General features: G+C 60.5%; 15 protein-coding genes. 8 read left to right on the top strand and 7 right to left on the bottom strand.

Features of this window, described 5'->3' with window-relative positions; translation table 11 throughout:
* The first annotated feature begins 133 nt into the window (after positions 1-133).
* The 3 genes from M3I53_RS21985 (at position 134) to M3I53_RS21995 (ending at position 2,986) form a co-directional block, all read left to right on the top strand.
* The gene (locus tag M3I53_RS21985) at positions 134-1,330 is read left to right on the top strand and encodes an amidohydrolase family protein (RefSeq protein WP_254317961.1); all 1,197 of its coding nucleotides are present in this window, start codon (positions 134-136) and stop codon (positions 1,328-1,330) included.
* 104 nt (positions 1,331-1,434) lie between these two features.
* Positions 1,435-2,229 (top strand): enoyl-CoA hydratase/isomerase family protein, encoded by a 795-nt coding sequence (locus M3I53_RS21990; protein WP_254317962.1) that lies wholly within the window; start codon positions 1,435-1,437, stop codon positions 2,227-2,229.
* A 61-nt stretch (positions 2,230-2,290) separates the two neighbouring features.
* On the top strand, positions 2,291-2,986 hold the full coding sequence (locus M3I53_RS21995) for an SDR family NAD(P)-dependent oxidoreductase (protein ID WP_254317963.1): 696 nt from the start codon (positions 2,291-2,293) through the stop codon (positions 2,984-2,986).
* Positions 2,987-3,049: 63 nt separating this feature from the next.
* Here M3I53_RS21995 and M3I53_RS22000 read toward each other — a convergent pair whose 3' ends face one another.
* Positions 3,050-4,201 (bottom strand): NADH:flavin oxidoreductase, encoded by a 1,152-nt coding sequence (locus M3I53_RS22000; protein WP_254317964.1) that lies wholly within the window; start codon positions 4,199-4,201, stop codon positions 3,050-3,052.
* Between the two features lie 102 nt (positions 4,202-4,303).
* On the opposite strand from M3I53_RS22000, the gene M3I53_RS22005 reads away from it, so the two are divergent.
* Positions 4,304-4,774: a PaaI family thioesterase gene (locus tag M3I53_RS22005; RefSeq protein ID WP_254317965.1), complete on the top strand. Its 471-nt coding sequence runs from the start codon at positions 4,304-4,306 to the stop codon at positions 4,772-4,774.
* 30 nt (positions 4,775-4,804) lie between these two features.
* On the opposite strand, the gene M3I53_RS22010 is transcribed toward M3I53_RS22005, so the two are convergent.
* The 6 genes from M3I53_RS22010 to M3I53_RS22035 form a co-directional block, all read right to left on the bottom strand.
* Positions 4,805-5,503 (bottom strand): TetR/AcrR family transcriptional regulator, encoded by a 699-nt coding sequence (locus M3I53_RS22010; RefSeq protein WP_254317966.1) that lies wholly within the window; start codon positions 5,501-5,503, stop codon positions 4,805-4,807.
* Positions 5,504-5,617: 114 nt separating this feature from the next.
* Positions 5,618-6,982, bottom strand: a complete 1,365-nt coding sequence (locus M3I53_RS22015; RefSeq protein WP_254317967.1) for a hypothetical protein — start codon at positions 6,980-6,982, stop codon at positions 5,618-5,620.
* 31 nt (positions 6,983-7,013) lie between these two features.
* Positions 7,014-7,865 (bottom strand): oxidoreductase, encoded by an 852-nt coding sequence (locus M3I53_RS22020; protein WP_254317968.1) that lies wholly within the window; start codon positions 7,863-7,865, stop codon positions 7,014-7,016.
* 37 nt (positions 7,866-7,902) lie between these two features.
* Positions 7,903-9,288, bottom strand: a complete 1,386-nt coding sequence (locus M3I53_RS22025; protein ID WP_254317969.1) for a hypothetical protein — start codon at positions 9,286-9,288, stop codon at positions 7,903-7,905.
* Entirely contained in the window at positions 9,288-10,748 is a 1,461-nt protein-coding gene (locus M3I53_RS22030; RefSeq protein WP_254317970.1) for an acyl-CoA reductase, read from the bottom strand. The genes M3I53_RS22025 and M3I53_RS22030 overlap by 1 nt, the downstream gene beginning before the upstream one ends.
* Before the next feature lie 76 nt (positions 10,749-10,824).
* Positions 10,825-11,322: a MarR family winged helix-turn-helix transcriptional regulator gene (locus M3I53_RS22035; RefSeq protein ID WP_254317971.1), complete on the bottom strand. Its 498-nt coding sequence runs from the start codon at positions 11,320-11,322 to the stop codon at positions 10,825-10,827.
* A 42-nt stretch (positions 11,323-11,364) separates the two neighbouring features.
* Here M3I53_RS22035 and M3I53_RS22040 point away from each other — a divergent pair, with 42 nt between their 5' ends.
* From M3I53_RS22040 to panC, 4 genes are all read left to right on the top strand, one after another.
* Positions 11,365-12,588, top strand: coding sequence for an ecdysteroid 22-kinase family protein (locus M3I53_RS22040; protein ID WP_254317972.1), 1,224 nt, complete (start codon positions 11,365-11,367; stop codon positions 12,586-12,588).
* 172 nt (positions 12,589-12,760) lie between these two features.
* Positions 12,761-13,549, top strand: coding sequence for an SDR family NAD(P)-dependent oxidoreductase (locus M3I53_RS22045; RefSeq protein WP_254317973.1), 789 nt, complete (start codon positions 12,761-12,763; stop codon positions 13,547-13,549).
* 708 nt (positions 13,550-14,257) lie between these two features.
* On the top strand, positions 14,258-15,925 hold the full coding sequence (locus M3I53_RS22050; protein ID WP_254317974.1) for an electron transfer flavoprotein-ubiquinone oxidoreductase: 1,668 nt from the start codon (positions 14,258-14,260) through the stop codon (positions 15,923-15,925).
* A 35-nt stretch (positions 15,926-15,960) separates the two neighbouring features.
* Positions 15,961-16,797, top strand: a complete 837-nt coding sequence (gene panC, locus M3I53_RS22055; RefSeq protein WP_254317975.1) for a pantoate--beta-alanine ligase — start codon at positions 15,961-15,963, stop codon at positions 16,795-16,797.
* Positions 16,798-16,809 lie beyond the last annotated feature (12 nt).

The raw sequence follows: 16,809 nt of genomic DNA on the forward strand, positions 1-16,809 counted from the left end.
GGTGCCGGCCGATATCAATTCGATATCGACGTTTCCGGGTTCGATATGAGAGTTTTTGGGCTGATGGCTTGAGCCGATACTTCTCTCAAGGGCGCACGTCCAGCAGCGCTCCCCCATAACCAGGAGAGAGTCCATGCAAGCGTATCAAGGGAAGATCTACGACGCCGACACGCACTTCTACGAAGTCGAGGACGCATTCAACCGCCACCTGCCCGAGAAGTTCAAGAAGGACTGGTCGTTCAGCAGCCGTGTGACGGCAGACGGCAACCGCTGCATGTATGTCGGCGAGCGCAAGGTGGAAATCAGCGAAGGCTACACCTCGGCCGAGGGGCACGTGCCGCCGCCGGGCAAGCTGCATGAATGGCTGCGCGCGATGAAGGACGGCAAGGACAACGTCGACATGCGCGTCGCCCCGACGCCGGACATGTTCAATCGCGACGCCCGCTTGAAGAAGATGGACGAATTCGGCGTGGAAGCCTGCACGATGTACATCGGCGAAATGGTCGCGTGCATTTCCTACCTCAACGAGCCTGCCGCCGCAAATGCCGTGTTGCATGCGTATAACCAGTGGATGCTCGACGACTGGGGCTTCAACTACAAGGACCGGATCTACACGACGCCGGTCGTCACGCTCGACGATCTCGACGCCGCCGTCGCCGAGGCCAAATGGCTGGTCGCGAACGGTGTCCGCGTAATCCTGATGCCGATGGGGCCGTTCAATGGCCGTGCGCCTGCGGACCCGTATTTCGATCCGTTCTGGTCGATCCTCAACGAAGCAGGCGTGCGTGTCACGTTCCACGTGTCGGAAGCGATCTACATGAAGGATCACATGGCGGTGTGGGGCGAGCCGGTGCAGCAGTCGCGCCAGCGTCAAACCGCCTTTGTCTGGATGCACGGTTACGGCGAGCGTCCGGTGATGGAAACGCTGTCATCGTTCATCTTCTACAATTTCTTCGAGCGTTTCCCACGCGTCAAACTGTGCAGCGCGGAAAACGGTGCCGAATGGGTGCCGTCGCTGCTCGTGAAAATGGACAAGTGCCGGGGCATGGCGAAGAATGGTTACTGGCCGTGCGGTCAACTGAAGAAGCGCCCGAGCCAGATCTTCAAGGAAAACGTGTTTGTGGTCGCGTATCCCGAGGACGACATCGGCCAGATCATCGCGCAGACCGGATCGTCGGACTTCCTGCTGATGGGCTCCGATTATCCGCACGCGGAAGGCGTGCCGCAGCCGAAAGACTTCGCGGCGGAAGCGCTCAATGGACTTACCGAAGAAGACACGCGCAAGATCATGTACGACAACGGCCGCAGGTTCATCCCGCTGCAGGCGTAATCGAAGTCGCGCGGGGCGCCGGTGCTGCGGGAGTCGCAGCCGGCTATTGCGCGGCGGCGCGACCCACCGTCCCGCGCTGTCTCTTCTTTGTGAACAGGCTAGCCATGAATATTTCGGACTATAAGGCGTTATTACTCGAACGCGACGGCGGCGTCCTGAGCGTCACGCTCAACCGCCCCGAAACGCTCAATGCGTTTGACGAGCAGATGGACATGGAGATGTCGCGGCTCTTTCTCGATGTCGCGGAGGACGACGAGACCCGTGTTGTCGTGTTGACGGGCGCTGGACGCGCATTCAGCGCGGGGGGAGATATCGAGCACATGCAGCAGGTCATCGACAACCCGGCGTTGTTTCTGGAAGGCATGCAGCGCGCCAAGAAAATCGTCTTCTCGATGCTCGATTGTCCGAAGCCGGTCATCGCGAAGATCAACGGTCATGCAATTGGTCTCGGCGCGACGATCGCGTTGTTTTCGGATCTTAGCTACGCGGCCAATCACGCGAAGATCGGCGATCCGCACGTGAAAGTCGGCTTCGTAGCGGGCGATGGCGGCGCGGTGATCTGGCCGCAGCTCGTGGGTTACGCAAAGGCCAAGGAATACCTCTTGACGGGTGACCTTCTCACCGCGGAGGAGGCGGCACGCCTCGGCCTCATCAATCATGCCGTGCCCGCCGACGAACTCGACGCGGTTGTCGATGCCATGGCAAAACGGCTTGCGAATGGCGCTGCACGTGCGATTCAGTGGACCAAGGCTTCAATCAATATCGGACTCAAGCAACTTGCGCATTCGATTCTCGACGCGTCGATTGCCTACGAGGCGCTGTCGAATTTGACGCAAGACCATCAGGAAGCGGTCAACGCGTTTCGCGAGAAGCGTGAGCCGGTATTCAAGGGACGTTGATTTTATTGCGCCGGGCGCGGGACGAACCGCAGCGCCGGGCCCGGACAGGGAGTGATTGGACATGCAACGCGTAGTGGTGGTCACTGGCGGTTTTGGCATGCTGGGACGCGCGGTGGGTCGTGTATTTGCCGACAACGGGTGGAAGGTCGCGCTGATCGACAAGGCGCCTGCGCCAGACAAAGCCAATGCGGCACAATTGAATGCAGCGTGGTGGCGCGGCGGCGTCGAGCTGACCGATCTTGATTCGGCGCGTTCGGCGATGGCAGCGGCTGTTGAGCAGCTTGGCATGCTCGATGCCCTCGTTAACGTGGCAGGCGGATTTCGTTGGGAGACGCTCGTAGACGGTAGCCTCGACACCTGGGATCTGATGTACCAGATGAACGTGCGCACGGCCGCCACGGCAACGAAAGCTGCACTCGACTACTTTGCTGGCGGTGCGCAGGGCGGTCGCATCGTCAATATCGGTGCCGGCGCCGCGCTCAAGGCAGGTATGGGGATGGGCGCATACACTGCGTCGAAATCGGGGGTGATGCGTTTGACGGAAGCGCTGGCAGAAGAACTCAAGGGGCGTTCAATTACCGTGAACGCTATCCTGCCGGGCATTATCGACACGCCGCAAAACCGTAACGACATGCCCGACGCGGACTTTTCGCGCTGGGTGCGGCCCGAGGAAATTGCCAACGTGATTCTTTTTCTCGCTTCGGAAGCTGCATCGGGTGTAACCGGCGCATTGATTCCGGTTACGGGGCGAACTTGAAGTTGCGCAAACTGGAAACGGCGGTTGACGCCTGATTCGAGGCGTCAACCGCGTAATGGCGTTTCACGTGAGGCGCGCGAGCGAATCGTTGCTGAATCCGAGAAAGGGCTCGCCAAGGCGGGCACGCCGAGCCCAGTTCGGGTCGTGCAGAAGCGAACGTCCCACGCCAACAAGGTCAAACTCGTTGCGCGAGAAACGATCCAGCAGTGGTGTCAGGTCGGGTTGTACCGATGTCTCGGCTCCGGCCATGGAATCGTAGTAACCCTTATTAATACCGATTCCGCCCACCGCCATAGAATACCGGCCGGTCACTTTCTTTACCCAGCCCGCGAGATTCATCTCCGAGCCCGGGAATTCCGCGCGATTGAAATAGCGCGTGCTCGCCTCGAAGATATCGACGCCGGCTTGCGCTAGCGGTGCGAGGATCTGTTCGAGCTCGTGCGGATCGTTGGCGAGGCGAGCACGGAAATCCTGCTGTTTCCACTGTGAAAAGCGGAATGTAATCGGCATCGTATCGCCGATCGCTTCGCGGATTGCACGCACGACTTCCGCGGCAAAGCGGCTGCGGGCCGCGAGATCCTTACCCCATTCGTCCGTGCGTTGATTGGTCTGCGCCCAAAGGAACGCATCGATCAGATAGCCGTGACCGCCGTGGATGGCGATACCGTCGAATCCGGCGGCCTTCGCAAAACGTGCGCTTCGACCGTAAGCGGCGATGACATCGGCGATCTCGACGTCGGTCATTGGCCGCGTTGGCGGCATGACCCGCTCCATGTAGGCTGCGTTGAGCGAGGTCGTGCGTCCGGACGGCCCCCACAGTCCCGATGGACGCAGTGGCGTGGCGGCAGGGAAGGGGCCTGTGTTCGCCTCTTTCATCGGCCCCATATGCCACAGTTGCGGAAAGATAACGCCCCCGCTTGCGTGAACTTCGTCCGTCACTCGTCGCCACGCGGCGACCGACTCTTCTCCGGCGAGCACGGGAATCGAATTTTCGCCAAGTCCTGCTTCGCCAAGCGCCGCCGGGTGGTCTACACCGACACCTTCCGTGATGATGAGGCCTGTCTCGCCCTGAGCGCGCCGCTTGTAGTAGGCGGCGACGTCACTGCCGGGCAGTCCATTGGGGGAAAAACCGCGAGTCATGGGGGACATGACGATACGGTTGGCAAGCGTGACGCCTCTAACGGCGAGAGGCGTAAAGAGCGATTCGGTGCTCATATCCATTCATATAGTTGACTTGCGTGCGAATAATGATACGCTATGTCTTGCCGATGAAAAAGGAAATATTGGCGCCGGGCAGATACGGCGTTGAAGAGGAGGATGGCATTGGAACAAGTACATGCGCCGGCGTCAGATGCGCTTGAAGAGGGGGGCGAAAAGCTCATTCCCGAGGGCTTTGCATTGATGCCCGAGTTTGGCCCCTTCCATCAGATGTTCGGACCTACGTACTTTCGCAAGAGCGAGCGCGGGCACGTCGTTGGTATGTATGTGCGCGAGGCGCATCGGAATCTCGGCCAGATGATGCACGGCGGCGCCGTTTGTATGCTGGCGGATACAGCCATTACGTGGGCAAGCAAGTATTCGCGCCAACCGGCGGTGAAGGTGTTGACGACGGGCCTGACGGTCAACTTCATGGGCAACGCGGAGCCGGGCGACTGGGTGGAGGCCCATGTCGACGTTCTGCGTTCTGGAAAACGAGTGATTTTGTCGGACTGCCGGATCTGGGCCAATGCGAAATGCATTGCCCAGGCATCCGGGCAGTTTCAGGTGATGGGCGAAGTCGCCAGCTAGTCTGCCGGCGAGGCGGGCGCGCTGCGAACTTTACTGCATTGCCCTGGCCCGAACCTTATCGAGCGTTGCGCGATACTTCCAGGCGGTCAACAGGATCCGATGAATCCGCTCGGCCCTGCGCTTGCGTTCTGCGCGCGTAGTCTGGATCGCGAGGTGCACTTCAGGGGCACCGGTGACCAGCGTGAGGAGGTCGCGTGCCGCGTTCGCGGGGTCGTCGATGTCGATCATGCCATTCGCCGCTGCGGCTTCCAGAACGCCCGTAAGCGGCTCTAGCATCGTCACTACGAACTGCAGAAACTGCCTGGCGACGTCCGGGAAACGTATCGCTTCGCCGATCACCATGCGCGAAGTGTGCATGCTGTCGGGAATGGCCATGTGTTCGACGAGTGCATCGATGAGGGATGCCAGGTTCGTCGAAAAATCGCGGCTGGGCTCGATGTGCTGAGCGATCTTGCCGCGCAGATCGGACATCCCGCGCCAGACGATGGAGCGGAAAAGCTCTTCCTTCGTGCCAAACTGGCGGTAAACGGTCGTTTTGCTGACGCCTGCAAGGGATGCGATTTCCTCGACCCTGGCGGCGCCGAAGCCCTCCCGCATGAAGACCGACTTGGCGGCGTCGAGCAGCCGCTCGCGCAGCTGGAGCGCGTCGTCGTGGGTGGGCCGGCCGGCCGTTCGAGGTTTGCCCGCCGCAGCGAGCCGTGAGGCTCCGTCGGGAGCCTGAACTGCCATAGGTTTGGACATCGTTGAGCGTTTGATGACGGAATTAGGGCATCAGTATACTCACGAGCCCCAAGGGGCGCCAATCATGGCGCCCCCTGGGGCTCGAAGCGCTCGCGAAAGGGGTCAAACGTTGATCATTCCCCGCACATACGACTCCATCGTGCCCGCGCACGAGAGCTTGTCTTCGCCTTCTTCCAGGTCGGCATAGCGCCCAACCTGCCTGATCAGCGGTCCGTTGAGGCCGTCCGTGTTGCCGGCCGGTGAGAAGTCCACCGTGACTTTGTCGCCAGTGATGAATCCGCCCCAGTATCCCTCGGCCAGGAGGTCGAAAAACGCGAAGCGGCCCTCCATAGCGCCCCTGCCATCCGCAGGATTCAGCAGTTGCTCACCGGACTTGTCGAGCACGAATGGAACGATCCAGGGGCAGATTGCGTAGCCTTGGGCTACTTCCGACCAGGGGCCGGTCCCGATCATTTCGGACATGCCATAACTGTTCTGGACGTTCTCTGGGCGAATGCCATAGAAGCGTATGATCTGCTCTCGATAGTCGGCGGGCGCTGAGGTGCCTTTCAATCCGCCGCCGGTCGTGATCACGGTCTCGGGGTGGCAGATTCCATCGGCGAAGCCGCGTTGGCGGGCGCGCTCCACGAGCGTCCAGTGCAGCGACCAGTTGCCCTGCACGAGAACGGGCACGTCGCGCTGCGCGAGCAGCTTGTCGAGAAAGCTGTCGATCATCGCGCCAGTATGGCGCTGTCGCGCCACCGCATGCTCCTGAAAAGCTGCGACTTCGCTGGGTTTGGCGGAGCCGTCGGCAATGGCACGACGCATGCGGCCCATCGAGATCGTTGCGGAAGCAAACACCGGCTCGTCGAACATCAGCGTGCTCTCGGCGCCAAGTCGCTTCGCTGCGCCGAGTACCGGTTCGATGTGACGATGCGCACCGGCCGGCGGCATCATCAGGAAGACCGGGCGCTTGCCGAAATCACGGCGGATCAGTTCGTTACCGTGAACGCCGAGTTTCACACACGACTCGGTGACGTTCTCGAGATCGGCTCGCGTCTGGTTGATGAAGCTGCATTTCCCGGACGTGCCGCTTGAGCTGAACACGTAGTGTCCCGCTTCGCGCAACCGGCCCATCCATGTGTCGACGTCTTCCACGCCCGTCATATCGACGTCGCTCACTGGGGCGCTCGAAAGCGTCTGCAGCCACGCCGCGAGATGTTTCCAGCGGCCGTTGTCGATGAATTGCTCGGGGTAGCTCTTGTAGATCTGATGCGCGAACAGGAGCGGAACCATGTCCGCGTGGCGGTCGATGGATTCAACGCCCATGTCGTCCGCCCGGCGGCGCAGCAGCCTGATCTGGTTGCGGCGCTCGGCGAAACGCTCTTGCATGGCGGCGAGCTGAAGCTCGCGAAGGTCCTCAGGATGGTTGCGGAACGGATCGGCGTCACCGCGAAGCATTGCGTAAAATGGGTCCAGTGCGGACATGTCGTCTCCCGGGCAACGAGCTTCTGCAGCGTTAGCGATCGAAGTCAGTGGAACTCGACACGTCGAGCCACGCTTCAAGATTGTCCTGCACGGACGCGAGCTTCTTTCGGACGACGTCGACGGCATCCGGGCCGAGCGGCAACCGCAGCGGCGGGTTCTCCGCAGACACCGCGCGCACGACGGCGGCGGCGGCCTTGGCTGGATCTCCCGCCTGCGTGCCGTGGTAGCCGCCCATCATCTGGCGCATCTTGCCCACCGTTTCAGCGTAGGCAGGCGATTCGATCTCGCTCCATTTCAGCGAGCCGCCCGCGAAATTCGTGCGAAAACCGCCGGGTTCGACGATAGTCACGTGAATTCCGAACGGCTTTAGTTCTCGCGCGAGCGATTCGGACAGGCCTTCGATCGCGTGTTTCGAGGCGCAATAGAAGCTGCAGCCCGTGATTCCGATTACGCCGGCTACCGAGGAGAAGTTCACGATGTGCCCGCGTTTTCGCTCGCGAAAATGGGGCAGCACGGCGCGGATCACGTTGACCGTGCCAAACACGTTGGTATCGAAGAGCCGACGCGCTTCTGTGTCGGAGACTTCTTCGAGTGCGCCGAACAGGCCGTAGCCGGCGTTATTCACAAGAACGTCGATTGCGCCCGCCCGGCCAAGAGCCTGTTCGACAGCGCGCGGAACCGATGCGGCGTCGGTGACGTCGAGCAGCACGCCGTACGCGCGCCCGGGCGCGAGACTTTCGAATGGCGCTAGCTGCGCGTCGTTGCGCACAGTGCCCACCACCTTGTCACCGCGTGCGAGGGCCGCTTCCGCAAGGGACCGGCCGAAGCCGGACGAAACTCCCGTGATGAACCACACGGCCGGATTTGTCGTTTGCTCAGTCATTGTGGAGTAGGTCTACATAATATTGAAAAGAATTGCCTCAATTGGCAATACGGGCTTCGGTCATATCCGCAATTTCTCCGCGGACATAGGCGTCGATCGTGCCGGCACACGAAAGCTTGTCGTCGCCGCCGGGCAGATCCTTGTAGCGCACCACGTCGCGTATGACGGGCGTTCGCACGCCGTCGATGCCATGGCCGAACTCCACGGTGACCTTGTCCCCGCTGATGACACCGCCCCAGCGGCCGTCGGCGAGCAGATCGATCATCGCAAGCCGTCCTTCGACGACACCTTTTCCGGCACGTGGATTCAGCAGCTGCTCGCCGGTGGAATCGAGCACTAGCGGGACGAGCCACGGCGGTACCGTCCACGCTTTCGCTTCATGGAACCACGGGCAGAACCCCGATACTTCGCCCATGCCGTATCCATCGTTGAAATTGGTCGCGTTGAAATTGAAGAAGCGTTCGCACTGCTGCTGGAAGTCTTCCGGCAAATTCGCACCCTTCTTGCCGCCGCCGATACTGATGATCGTATCGGGGTGGAAGTCGCCGTCGGGAATGCCTCGTTCGCGCGCCGTGACTACGATCTGGTAGAGCATCCCCATCATGCCCATGATGAACATCGGTTCGTGGCGCCGCTCGAGCAACTCGTCGATGAAGCGCCGGAAGTCGGCTTGCACACGCGCGGTGCGTTCACGATTTTCGTTCTGGAAAGCTTCGATTTCGCTGGGCAACGCAGTGCCGTCCGCAATCGCCCGCCGCATGCGCGCCATGCGCGTGGTCTGGGCGGCGCTTTGTGGCACATCCGACATGTAGTGAACGTCGCCAGGCAGTGCAATCGACTCGGCGAACTTCGCCATGCGCTCGGTACCGGTGTAGGACCCGGAAGAGGGCGTCAACAGGTACGCGGGATAACGGCGCGACCGATCGCGCATGGCGCTTGCCGCCCAGCGAATACCCTGGTCGAGCAGGCGCCAGCCGAGCTCACGGTCGGTTTCGCTCTGGTAGATGAATGACTGCTTCCCCGAGGTGCCGCTCGAACTCATCACATAGTGGCCGTTGCGGCGCAACTCGTTGATCCAGTCGTCGAGATTGGCGACTCTACTGTAGTCGAGCCCATCGATCTTGTTCGTCGTAAGGGTTTGAAGCCATGCCGTGAGATGACGCCATTTGCCGCTTTCGATGAACGAATCGGGATAGCTTTTGTAGACGGCGTCGGCGAATAGCAGCGGCACTGCGTCGTCCAGCGTGCCAAGTTCCGTTACACCGGCGTCGCTGGCCCGCTTGTCGAGAATGCGAATCTGTTGACGGCGCTGCGCGAAACGCTCCCGTACGGCGTGCAGCTGAACGGTATGGAGGTTTTCAGGCGCGTTGCGAAAGGGGTCCTGCAGATCGGTGAATTGCAGGAGGGAGGAAAGGGCATGCATTATCGCGTCTCCCCCTGGTTCGGACCCGATTCTTCCGAGACCCATTTCATGAATCGGTGGATCGGGAACATGCCGTCATGGGGGTAGCCACCAACGCCGTCCGAAATCGATTCGCCCAAAGCGACCATGCGCTGCACGCCTGCGCACGCAAGGGCGTCGCGCACCTCGGTTACCCGATGCGGCGGATAGATACCGACGGTCTGCGTCGCGACAGTCGCGTAGCGAGCCCCGTCGCGCAAGCTGCCCACGGGAATGACGTTGACGGTCTTGCAGATCGGATGGAAGTCAACCATTTCGTCCGAGCGCACGACGAGACCCTTGCCGTCGTAGCCGCCGAACACGCGATAAAGCGGCTCCATTTCACGCAGCACGTCGACGGCTTCGCGAATGTCGCTCGGCACCAGCGGACCCTGGCCATCGCCATAACGGTAGTCGTCGCCGAGTGCGAGAGCGAGTTGCTCGCAGTAGCGGTCGGCGTCATCTTCGTCGCCTTCGATGAACTGATAGCGGCTTGCATTGCACGCATCCTGGTTGAACGACAGCACATCGGCGGCGCCCGCACGCGCGACCTCACGCAGAACCGCGTCGGAAATGAAGGCCTCGCGGCCAATAAGGGAGATGGACACCTTGGGGTCGAAGGCAACCAGTTCCAGACCCGGCCCGGCGTAGCGCATGACGTGGCGTACCGCGCTATCGCCGCCCCAAACGACGATTTTGTCGAAATACTGCGGGCGATAAAGAATGGACTCGACGTTCTCGTCACCTCCGCGCCAGTAGGCGGCGGAAAAAGACTGCGTGACGGGATGGTTCGGATCGATTTCGGCCATCGTGCGCAGAATCGCGGTGGCGGTAAACAGGTCGTTCGACGGTAGCTTGAGCAGGTGCACGCCTTTCGTCAGCGCGGCGCGCATCACGGTCATGGCCGCAACCATCGGCGAGTTGCCCGCCAGAATGTGAACGAGCCTCGGCGGGAAGGCGCGCAGACGGCTAGGGCGGCCGCGCAGCGTGCGTTCTACCCAGCCGTCGACGAGCCTCGCGTCGCCAAGGCTCACACGCAACTCGTCTTCGATTACCTCGCGCAAAAACAGGTTAGGTATATCCCGATAGCAGTTCTCGAGGATCCGGCGTCCCAGGGGACTAACCTTGATCATCGATTCGAGTGCGGCCTGCATGAGCGGATTGACGTCGAGATGCAGGCGGGGACCGAGCTCGACGAGGAAATCAATAATCTGCTCGACGGGCACATCGAACGCAGGACCCGATTCCGCACGCGGCCAGACGAGGTCATCCAGTTCGATTTTGGGCGTGCAGAAACCCTGACCGAGATCTCGCGATACGTGCTTGATCGCATTTCCGGTGATCATACGGCCACGGTAGACATGCGCAACCGGCAGCGGCGCGGAAGCCGACGCTTGCGTCGATGTCTCGGCCGGTCTTGCGGTTGTTTCGGTGTGCTCCATGAACTACTCCTTTTTCAATTGAGTCAAGCGCTGAGCCTGGCGGATTCGCCGCTTAGTTCGGGCATGCACTGGCCGCTCAGCTCAGGTTGACGATCATTCGCTCGAGAAGACGTTTGACGGTCGCGACTTCGTCCATCGTGAAGCCCTGAAGCTGGCGATTGCTCGTTTCCACGATGTGCGGCAGGGTCTCGTGCAGCAATCCACGGCCGTTTGCCGTCAATGCGAGTTCAATGCTGCGTCTATCGGAAATGCTTCGGATACGCTCGATCAATCCGCGCTTCTCGAGTGAATCGAGCTTCCGGGTCATTGCGCCGCTGTCCGCGAGAAGGATGCGGCACAGGGCGGTGGGCGTGCGGGCGCGCTCGTCGTAGAGCGCTTTCAGGATGCCCCACTGGAGAGCGGAAAGTCCGCTCGCGGCAAGCTTCCGGTCGATTTCGCTGCCCAGCAGAAGGTGAACCAGATTCATCTTGAAGGCGACGCTTTCTTCGGTCCGGTATTCCTCCGGGCAGAGCATTCGTGCTGGTGCGGCACCGGCGAAGTCATGGGCCAGTGTGGGTGATTCAAGAAGATTCATCAGGTACCTGCCAAATAAGTATCTGCATCTGAAAGCAACTATATGCACGGCATTCAAAATATGCAACGCTCGACGAGGTGTGGTTTTCCCCATGTTGCGGTCGAACGACTCGGTGCGCGACGATGCCGCACGCGTCTTGCGTATTTCAATCGCCAGGGGGAAATCTTGTCTGCACTTGCTGTGATGAGTGACATGGCGTTGCCGGTCACGGTGGAAGGAGTGACCGCACAGTGGCTGACGTCGGCGCTTGCGTTTCGCTTCGCGGGCGTGGAAGTGACTTCGTGCAGCCACGTAGCTGTGCTGCCTGGAACGTCGACGAAAGTGCGCGTGGCGCTCGAGTACAACGATGTGGGCAGGGAAATGGCGCTGCCTTCGCGCATGATCGTAAAAGGTGGCTTTCAGGATCACAGCGAGTCAATGAAGGATATGTACCGCAACGAAATGCGGTTCTATCGTGACGTCTCGCCATTCATAAATATGAACGTGCCGAAATGCTTCTATGCGGGCGCGGACCCCGATCAATGGCAATCTGTCGTCGTGATGGAAGACCTCGAGCAGCGCGGGGCTCGCTTTTGCAGGGCGCAGCGAGCGCAACACTACGAAGAGATGGTGCGGCGTCTGAGTGCGATGGCGCGCTATCACGCGCAGACCTGGAACAGCGCCGAATTTGAAACGGGCGGCCGCTTTGAGTGGGTGGGGGAGCGCTTTTCCGACTGGTCGCTGGAATATCAGAATCGCTATCTGGAGCCGGATGTGTGGGCCCACTACGTCTCGCTCCCCCGAGGAGCCGCCGTTAGCCGATACCTGCACGATCGTGAATGGATGGTAGCGGCGCTCGCAGACATTGCCAGCCAGCACAAAGGCAAGCCCGTGTGTCTCATTCACGGCGACACGCACCTGGGCAACTTGTTCGTTGAACCAGACGGAACGCCAGGTTTTTTCGATGCTCAGGTAAGCCGGGCGCCGTGGAGCCTGGAGGTGGCCTATCACATAGGCTGCGCGCTGGATATCGAAGACCGTCGCATGTGGGAGCGGCCGTTGCTCGAACACTATTTACTGCAGTTGGCAGCTGGCGGAGTCGAGGCGCCGTCGTTCGACGAGGCTTGGGAAGACTATCGGCGCGATCTCGCATACGGCTACTTTATCTTCGCCATCAACGAGACACGCTTCCAGACGGAGGCGGTGAACACGGCCTACGCGGCGCGCTTTGGCGCGGCATTGATGGATCACCGCAGAGTAGGTCCAGGTGATCGTACAGGTCGATAATACAACTATGCGTTGCATTATCGACCTCATGAGACTAAGCTTGCTCGAAAATGCGACTCCAGCGCGCGTATGGATAGCCGTCCCGGGCACGTAAACGCGCGAATGCTTTGAGTGGCGAGCGACTACATCATTCGACTACAGCATGCCTTCTCCGAAAGTCTTTTATCAGCGTTTGAGCGGCAAGATCGCGATCGTCACCGGCGCGGGGTCACTCGGGCAAGGTTACGGCACGGGCAAGGCCATCGCCTGTCTTTTTGCGGCTGAGGGCGCGTCCGTATGCCTTGTCGATCAGCAGCACGAGAGGGCTGCCGAGACGCTCGCATTGATTACCGAGTCCGGCGGTGCAGGGTTCGTTTGTACGGGTGACATCACGGACGCTGCGGTGTGCACGCGCATCGTCGAAGAGACCGTTGAGCGATATGGTGGCCTGGATATACTCGTGAACAACGTCGGAATTTCAGGTGCGCCGGGACGATTGCAGGATATCGACGAGGCGTCGTGGGACCGCGTGATGGATGTGAACCTCAAGAGCGCGTTCCTGATGAGTCGCAGTGCAGTGCCAAAGATCGTGGCGCGTGGAGGCGGGGCAATCGTCAATATCAGTTCGGTTGCTGGCATACGCAGTCACGGGTCAGCTGCGTACGGTTCATCGAAGGCAGGCATGGTTGCGTTCACGCGAGAGCTAGCGGTGATGTACGGCCGTGATCATGTGCGCGCCAACGCCATCGCGCCGGGGCACATCTTTACACCCATGGTGCAGAGCATGCTCAACGAAAAGGCGCGCGAGCGGCGCCGCAAGATCGCACCGCTTCCACTGGAAGGAGACGCGTGGGACGTTGCGTCCGCCGCGCTGTTTCTCGCCAGCGATGAGTCGCGGTTTGTCACCGGCACATGCCTGCCAGTGGATGGCGGCGTGACGGAGGTTGCGGCCCTCGCCGCTTACGATCTCGTTGGACAGTAGTCGGGGCATGCGCGCTGGGCGCGCGCCGTTTTATTGTGTTGGTTTGCGCGCGGTTTTTTCTGGTCACTTGCGTTGCCACCTGTATGGCGCTGACCCAAGTTGTAGAGTTATCGACCACGTCTTGTCACCCACGGCTTGTTACGTGCATTTATACGGAACGGACCGGGTGGCGTCCAGCCATTGCAGCACTCACGCCTGCACCTTCGCCGGCCCGGTCTATGTTCCCCTGCCAGGTTGAGTTGACCCGGCCTGCGCCGCATGTCTTTTTGCCAGCGCGATCGCTCGCCTGCAGCAGTCGCCGAAGTGAATTTCCTGCGCACTCTCCGTACAAACACCTGGTGGAATCGAATGCTTTACCAGCAAGGTAAATTCCAGGCGCTCGACATGAGCAGATCACTCACGTAAAACGCAGATGCGGTCGATGAGGGCCGTATATTTCACGAGGGTAAGTTTGCCGCTTGAAGTTAGGACTATCGAATAGAAAAAACTCGACACTGGGTCGTCGATTGCCCGAGAAGCGATTGCGGTTGGAAAGGGTGTGCTTTTGCCACCGTCTTGCGTTCATATTGTTATACGACATTCATTTATGTATACTCCTCGCCTGCCACCTACGGGAGATGCTGGAAGCGATTCCCGTGGTGGCGGCGCCCTCGACGGGCGAGAGTCCAACGAGCATGGCGACATTACGAGGCCAGGGAGAAAGTGGGGATGGCGGAGGGGAATCAGCAAGGGCATGGCCCACGCGAGTCGATGGAATACGACGTGGTGATCGTCGGTGGCGGTCCCGCCGGGCTGTCTGCCGCGATCCGCCTGAAGCAGCTGGCCGCGGAAAAAGGCGCTGAAATCGGTGTCTGCGTGCTGGAGAAAGGCTCGGAAATCGGGGCGCATATCCTCTCGGGCGCGGTCATGGATCCGCGTGCCCTGAACGAACTGATGCCGGACTGGAAAGAGCAAGGCGCGCCGCTTAACGTGCCCGTGACCGAGGACAAGTTCCTTTTTCTTTCTGAAACGGGGGCTAAGGCTGTGCCGAACTGGGCACTGCCCGACAACTTCAAGAACCACGGCAACTACGTCATCAGCCTCGCCAACGTCACGCGCTGGCTGGGCCAGCAGGCCGAGGCGCTGGGCGTGGAAATCTTCCCCGGCTTTCCGGCTGCCGAAGTGCTCTACAACGACGACGGTTCCGTGAAGGGCGTCGCCACCGGCAACATGGGTCTCGGCAAGGACGGCGAGCCCACCGAGAACTTCCAGCTCGGCATGGAGCTGCACGCCAAGTACACGCTGTTCTGCGAAGGCTGCCGCGGGCATCTGGGCCGTCAGCTGAACGAGAAGTTCAAGCTCGGCAAGGATTCGGATCCGCAGGTCTACGGCATCGGCATCAAGGAACTGTGGGAGATCGATCCCACGAAGCACCAGCCCGGTCTCGTAATCCACACCGCCGGGTGGCCTCTCGAATCCGATACGTACGGCGGCTCGTTCCTGTACCACATCGACAACAACCAGGTGATGGTGGGCTTCGTCGTGGGTCTGGCGTACCAGAACCCGTATCTCTCGCCGTTCGAGGAATTCCAGCGTTACAAGACGCACCCGGAAATCCGCAAGTACCTCGAAGGCGGCAAGCGCGTCTCGTATGGCGCGCGCGCGATCACGGCCGGCGGCCTGATGTCGCTGCCCAAGCTGGTGTTCCCGGGCGGCGCGCTCGTGGGCGACGACGCGGGCTTTTTGAACGCCTCGCGCATCAAGGGCAGCCACGCGGCGATCAAGACCGGCATGCTGGCAGCCGATGCGGCGTTCGAAGCCGTGCAGGCAGGCCGCCAGAGCGACGAGCTCGCGGCCTATCCGGAAGCGTTCAGGCAGTCGTGGCTCTACACGGAGCTGTACAAGGCGCGCAACTTCAAGCAGTGGATGAGCAAGGGCCTGTACCTGGGCACGCTGATGGTGGGCATCGAGCAGAAGCTGCTGGGCGGCAACGTGCCGTGGACACTGCACCACCAGCATCGCGATCACGAAATGCTCAAGCCCGCTTCGCAGTGCAAGCCCATCGAGTATCCGAAGCCCGACGGCAAGCTCACGTTCGATCGGCTCTCCTCAGTGTTCATCTCGAACACGAACCACGAAGAGAACCAGCCGGCGCATCTCACGCTCAAGGACGCGAGCGTGCCTGTCGACATCAACCTTCAAACGTATGCAGGACCCGAGGCGCGCTTCTGCCCCGCAGGCGTCTACGAGTTCGTGAGAGACGATCAAGAAGATCGCCTGCAGATCAACGCGCAGAACTGCGTGCACTGCAAGACCTGCGATATCAAGGACCCGACGCAGAACATTATATGGGTCACGCCGGAAGGCGGCGGCGGCCCGAACTATCCGAACATGTAAGCAGTACGAGTTAAGTCTCAGAGGCAAGATCCAGCATGAAACTGATTCGGTCTGTCGAGGAACTGCGAGCTCAATTGCGCGGGCAAAACCGCACGGCCTTCGTGCCGACGATGGGCAATCTGCACGAAGGGCATCTGTCGCTGATCCGTCTCGCACGACAGCATGGAGATCCTGTCATTACCAGCATTTTCGTGAATCCGCTGCAGTTTGGACCGGGTGAAGACTTCGAGCGTTATCCCAGAACGCTCGAGGCGGACCTGAAGAAGCTGCAGAAGGAGAATGTCTACGTCGTCTTCGCCCCTACGGAACGGGACCTCTTTCCGCAGCCGCAAGAATATCGCGTGCAGCCTCCTGGTGGGCTTGGCGACATGCTCGAGGGAGAGTTCCGGCCGGGCTTCTTTCAAGGCGTTTGCACAGTCGTAATGAAGTTGCTGTTATGCGCGCAGCCGCGCGTGACGGTGTTTGGAAAAAAGGACTATCAACAGCTGATGATTGTTCGCGAAATGTGCAAGCAGTTCGCGATGCCCACGGATGTCGTGGCCGGCGAAACCATCCGCGACATAGACGGACTTGCGCTGTCCTCTCGCAATCGCTTCCTGACGCCGGAGCAACGCGTGGAGGCCCCTACGCTATATCGGCTCCTGAGCCGCGTGCGGGACGACATTTTGAGCGGTCGACAGGATATCCAGCGAATCGAACGGCGCGTGTTCTCAACGCTGATCGATCGCGGCTGGAAACCCGATTACATCTCGGTCCGAAAGCAGGCCGACTTACGCTCTCCAATGGAGTCGGATGTCGTCGATCGAAAGCTCGTCGTGCTCGCGGCAGCGCGCCTCGGCAGCACACGCCTTATTGACAACCTTGAGATTTGAACCCTTGATGCT

It is taken from the genome of Paraburkholderia sp. CNPSo 3272 (genome assembly GCF_024206495.1).
Lineage (GTDB): Bacteria > Pseudomonadota > Gammaproteobacteria > Burkholderiales > Burkholderiaceae > Paraburkholderia.

Coding starts and splice junctions, on each gene's coding strand:
- M3I53_RS21985 (WP_254317961.1), top strand. CDS start 134: ATGCAAGCGTATCAAGGGAAGATCTACGACGCCGACACGCACTTCTAC.
- M3I53_RS21990 (WP_254317962.1), top strand. CDS start 1,435: ATGAATATTTCGGACTATAAGGCGTTATTACTCGAACGCGACGGCGGC.
- M3I53_RS21995 (WP_254317963.1), top strand. CDS start 2,291: ATGCAACGCGTAGTGGTGGTCACTGGCGGTTTTGGCATGCTGGGACGC.
- M3I53_RS22000 (WP_254317964.1), bottom strand. CDS start 4,201: ATGAGCACCGAATCGCTCTTTACGCCTCTCGCCGTTAGAGGCGTCACG.
- M3I53_RS22005 (WP_254317965.1), top strand. CDS start 4,304: ATGGCATTGGAACAAGTACATGCGCCGGCGTCAGATGCGCTTGAAGAG.
- M3I53_RS22010 (WP_254317966.1), bottom strand. CDS start 5,503: ATGGCAGTTCAGGCTCCCGACGGAGCCTCACGGCTCGCTGCGGCGGGC.
- M3I53_RS22015 (WP_254317967.1), bottom strand. CDS start 6,982: ATGTCCGCACTGGACCCATTTTACGCAATGCTTCGCGGTGACGCCGAT.
- M3I53_RS22020 (WP_254317968.1), bottom strand. CDS start 7,865: ATGACTGAGCAAACGACAAATCCGGCCGTGTGGTTCATCACGGGAGTT.
- M3I53_RS22025 (WP_254317969.1), bottom strand. CDS start 9,288: ATGCATGCCCTTTCCTCCCTCCTGCAATTCACCGATCTGCAGGACCCC.
- M3I53_RS22030 (WP_254317970.1), bottom strand. CDS start 10,748: ATGGAGCACACCGAAACAACCGCAAGACCGGCCGAGACATCGACGCAA.
- M3I53_RS22035 (WP_254317971.1), bottom strand. CDS start 11,322: ATGAATCTTCTTGAATCACCCACACTGGCCCATGACTTCGCCGGTGCC.
- M3I53_RS22040 (WP_254317972.1), top strand. CDS start 11,365: ATGCACGGCATTCAAAATATGCAACGCTCGACGAGGTGTGGTTTTCCC.
- M3I53_RS22050 (WP_254317974.1), top strand. CDS start 14,258: ATGGCGGAGGGGAATCAGCAAGGGCATGGCCCACGCGAGTCGATGGAA.
- panC (WP_254317975.1), top strand. CDS start 15,961: ATGAAACTGATTCGGTCTGTCGAGGAACTGCGAGCTCAATTGCGCGGG.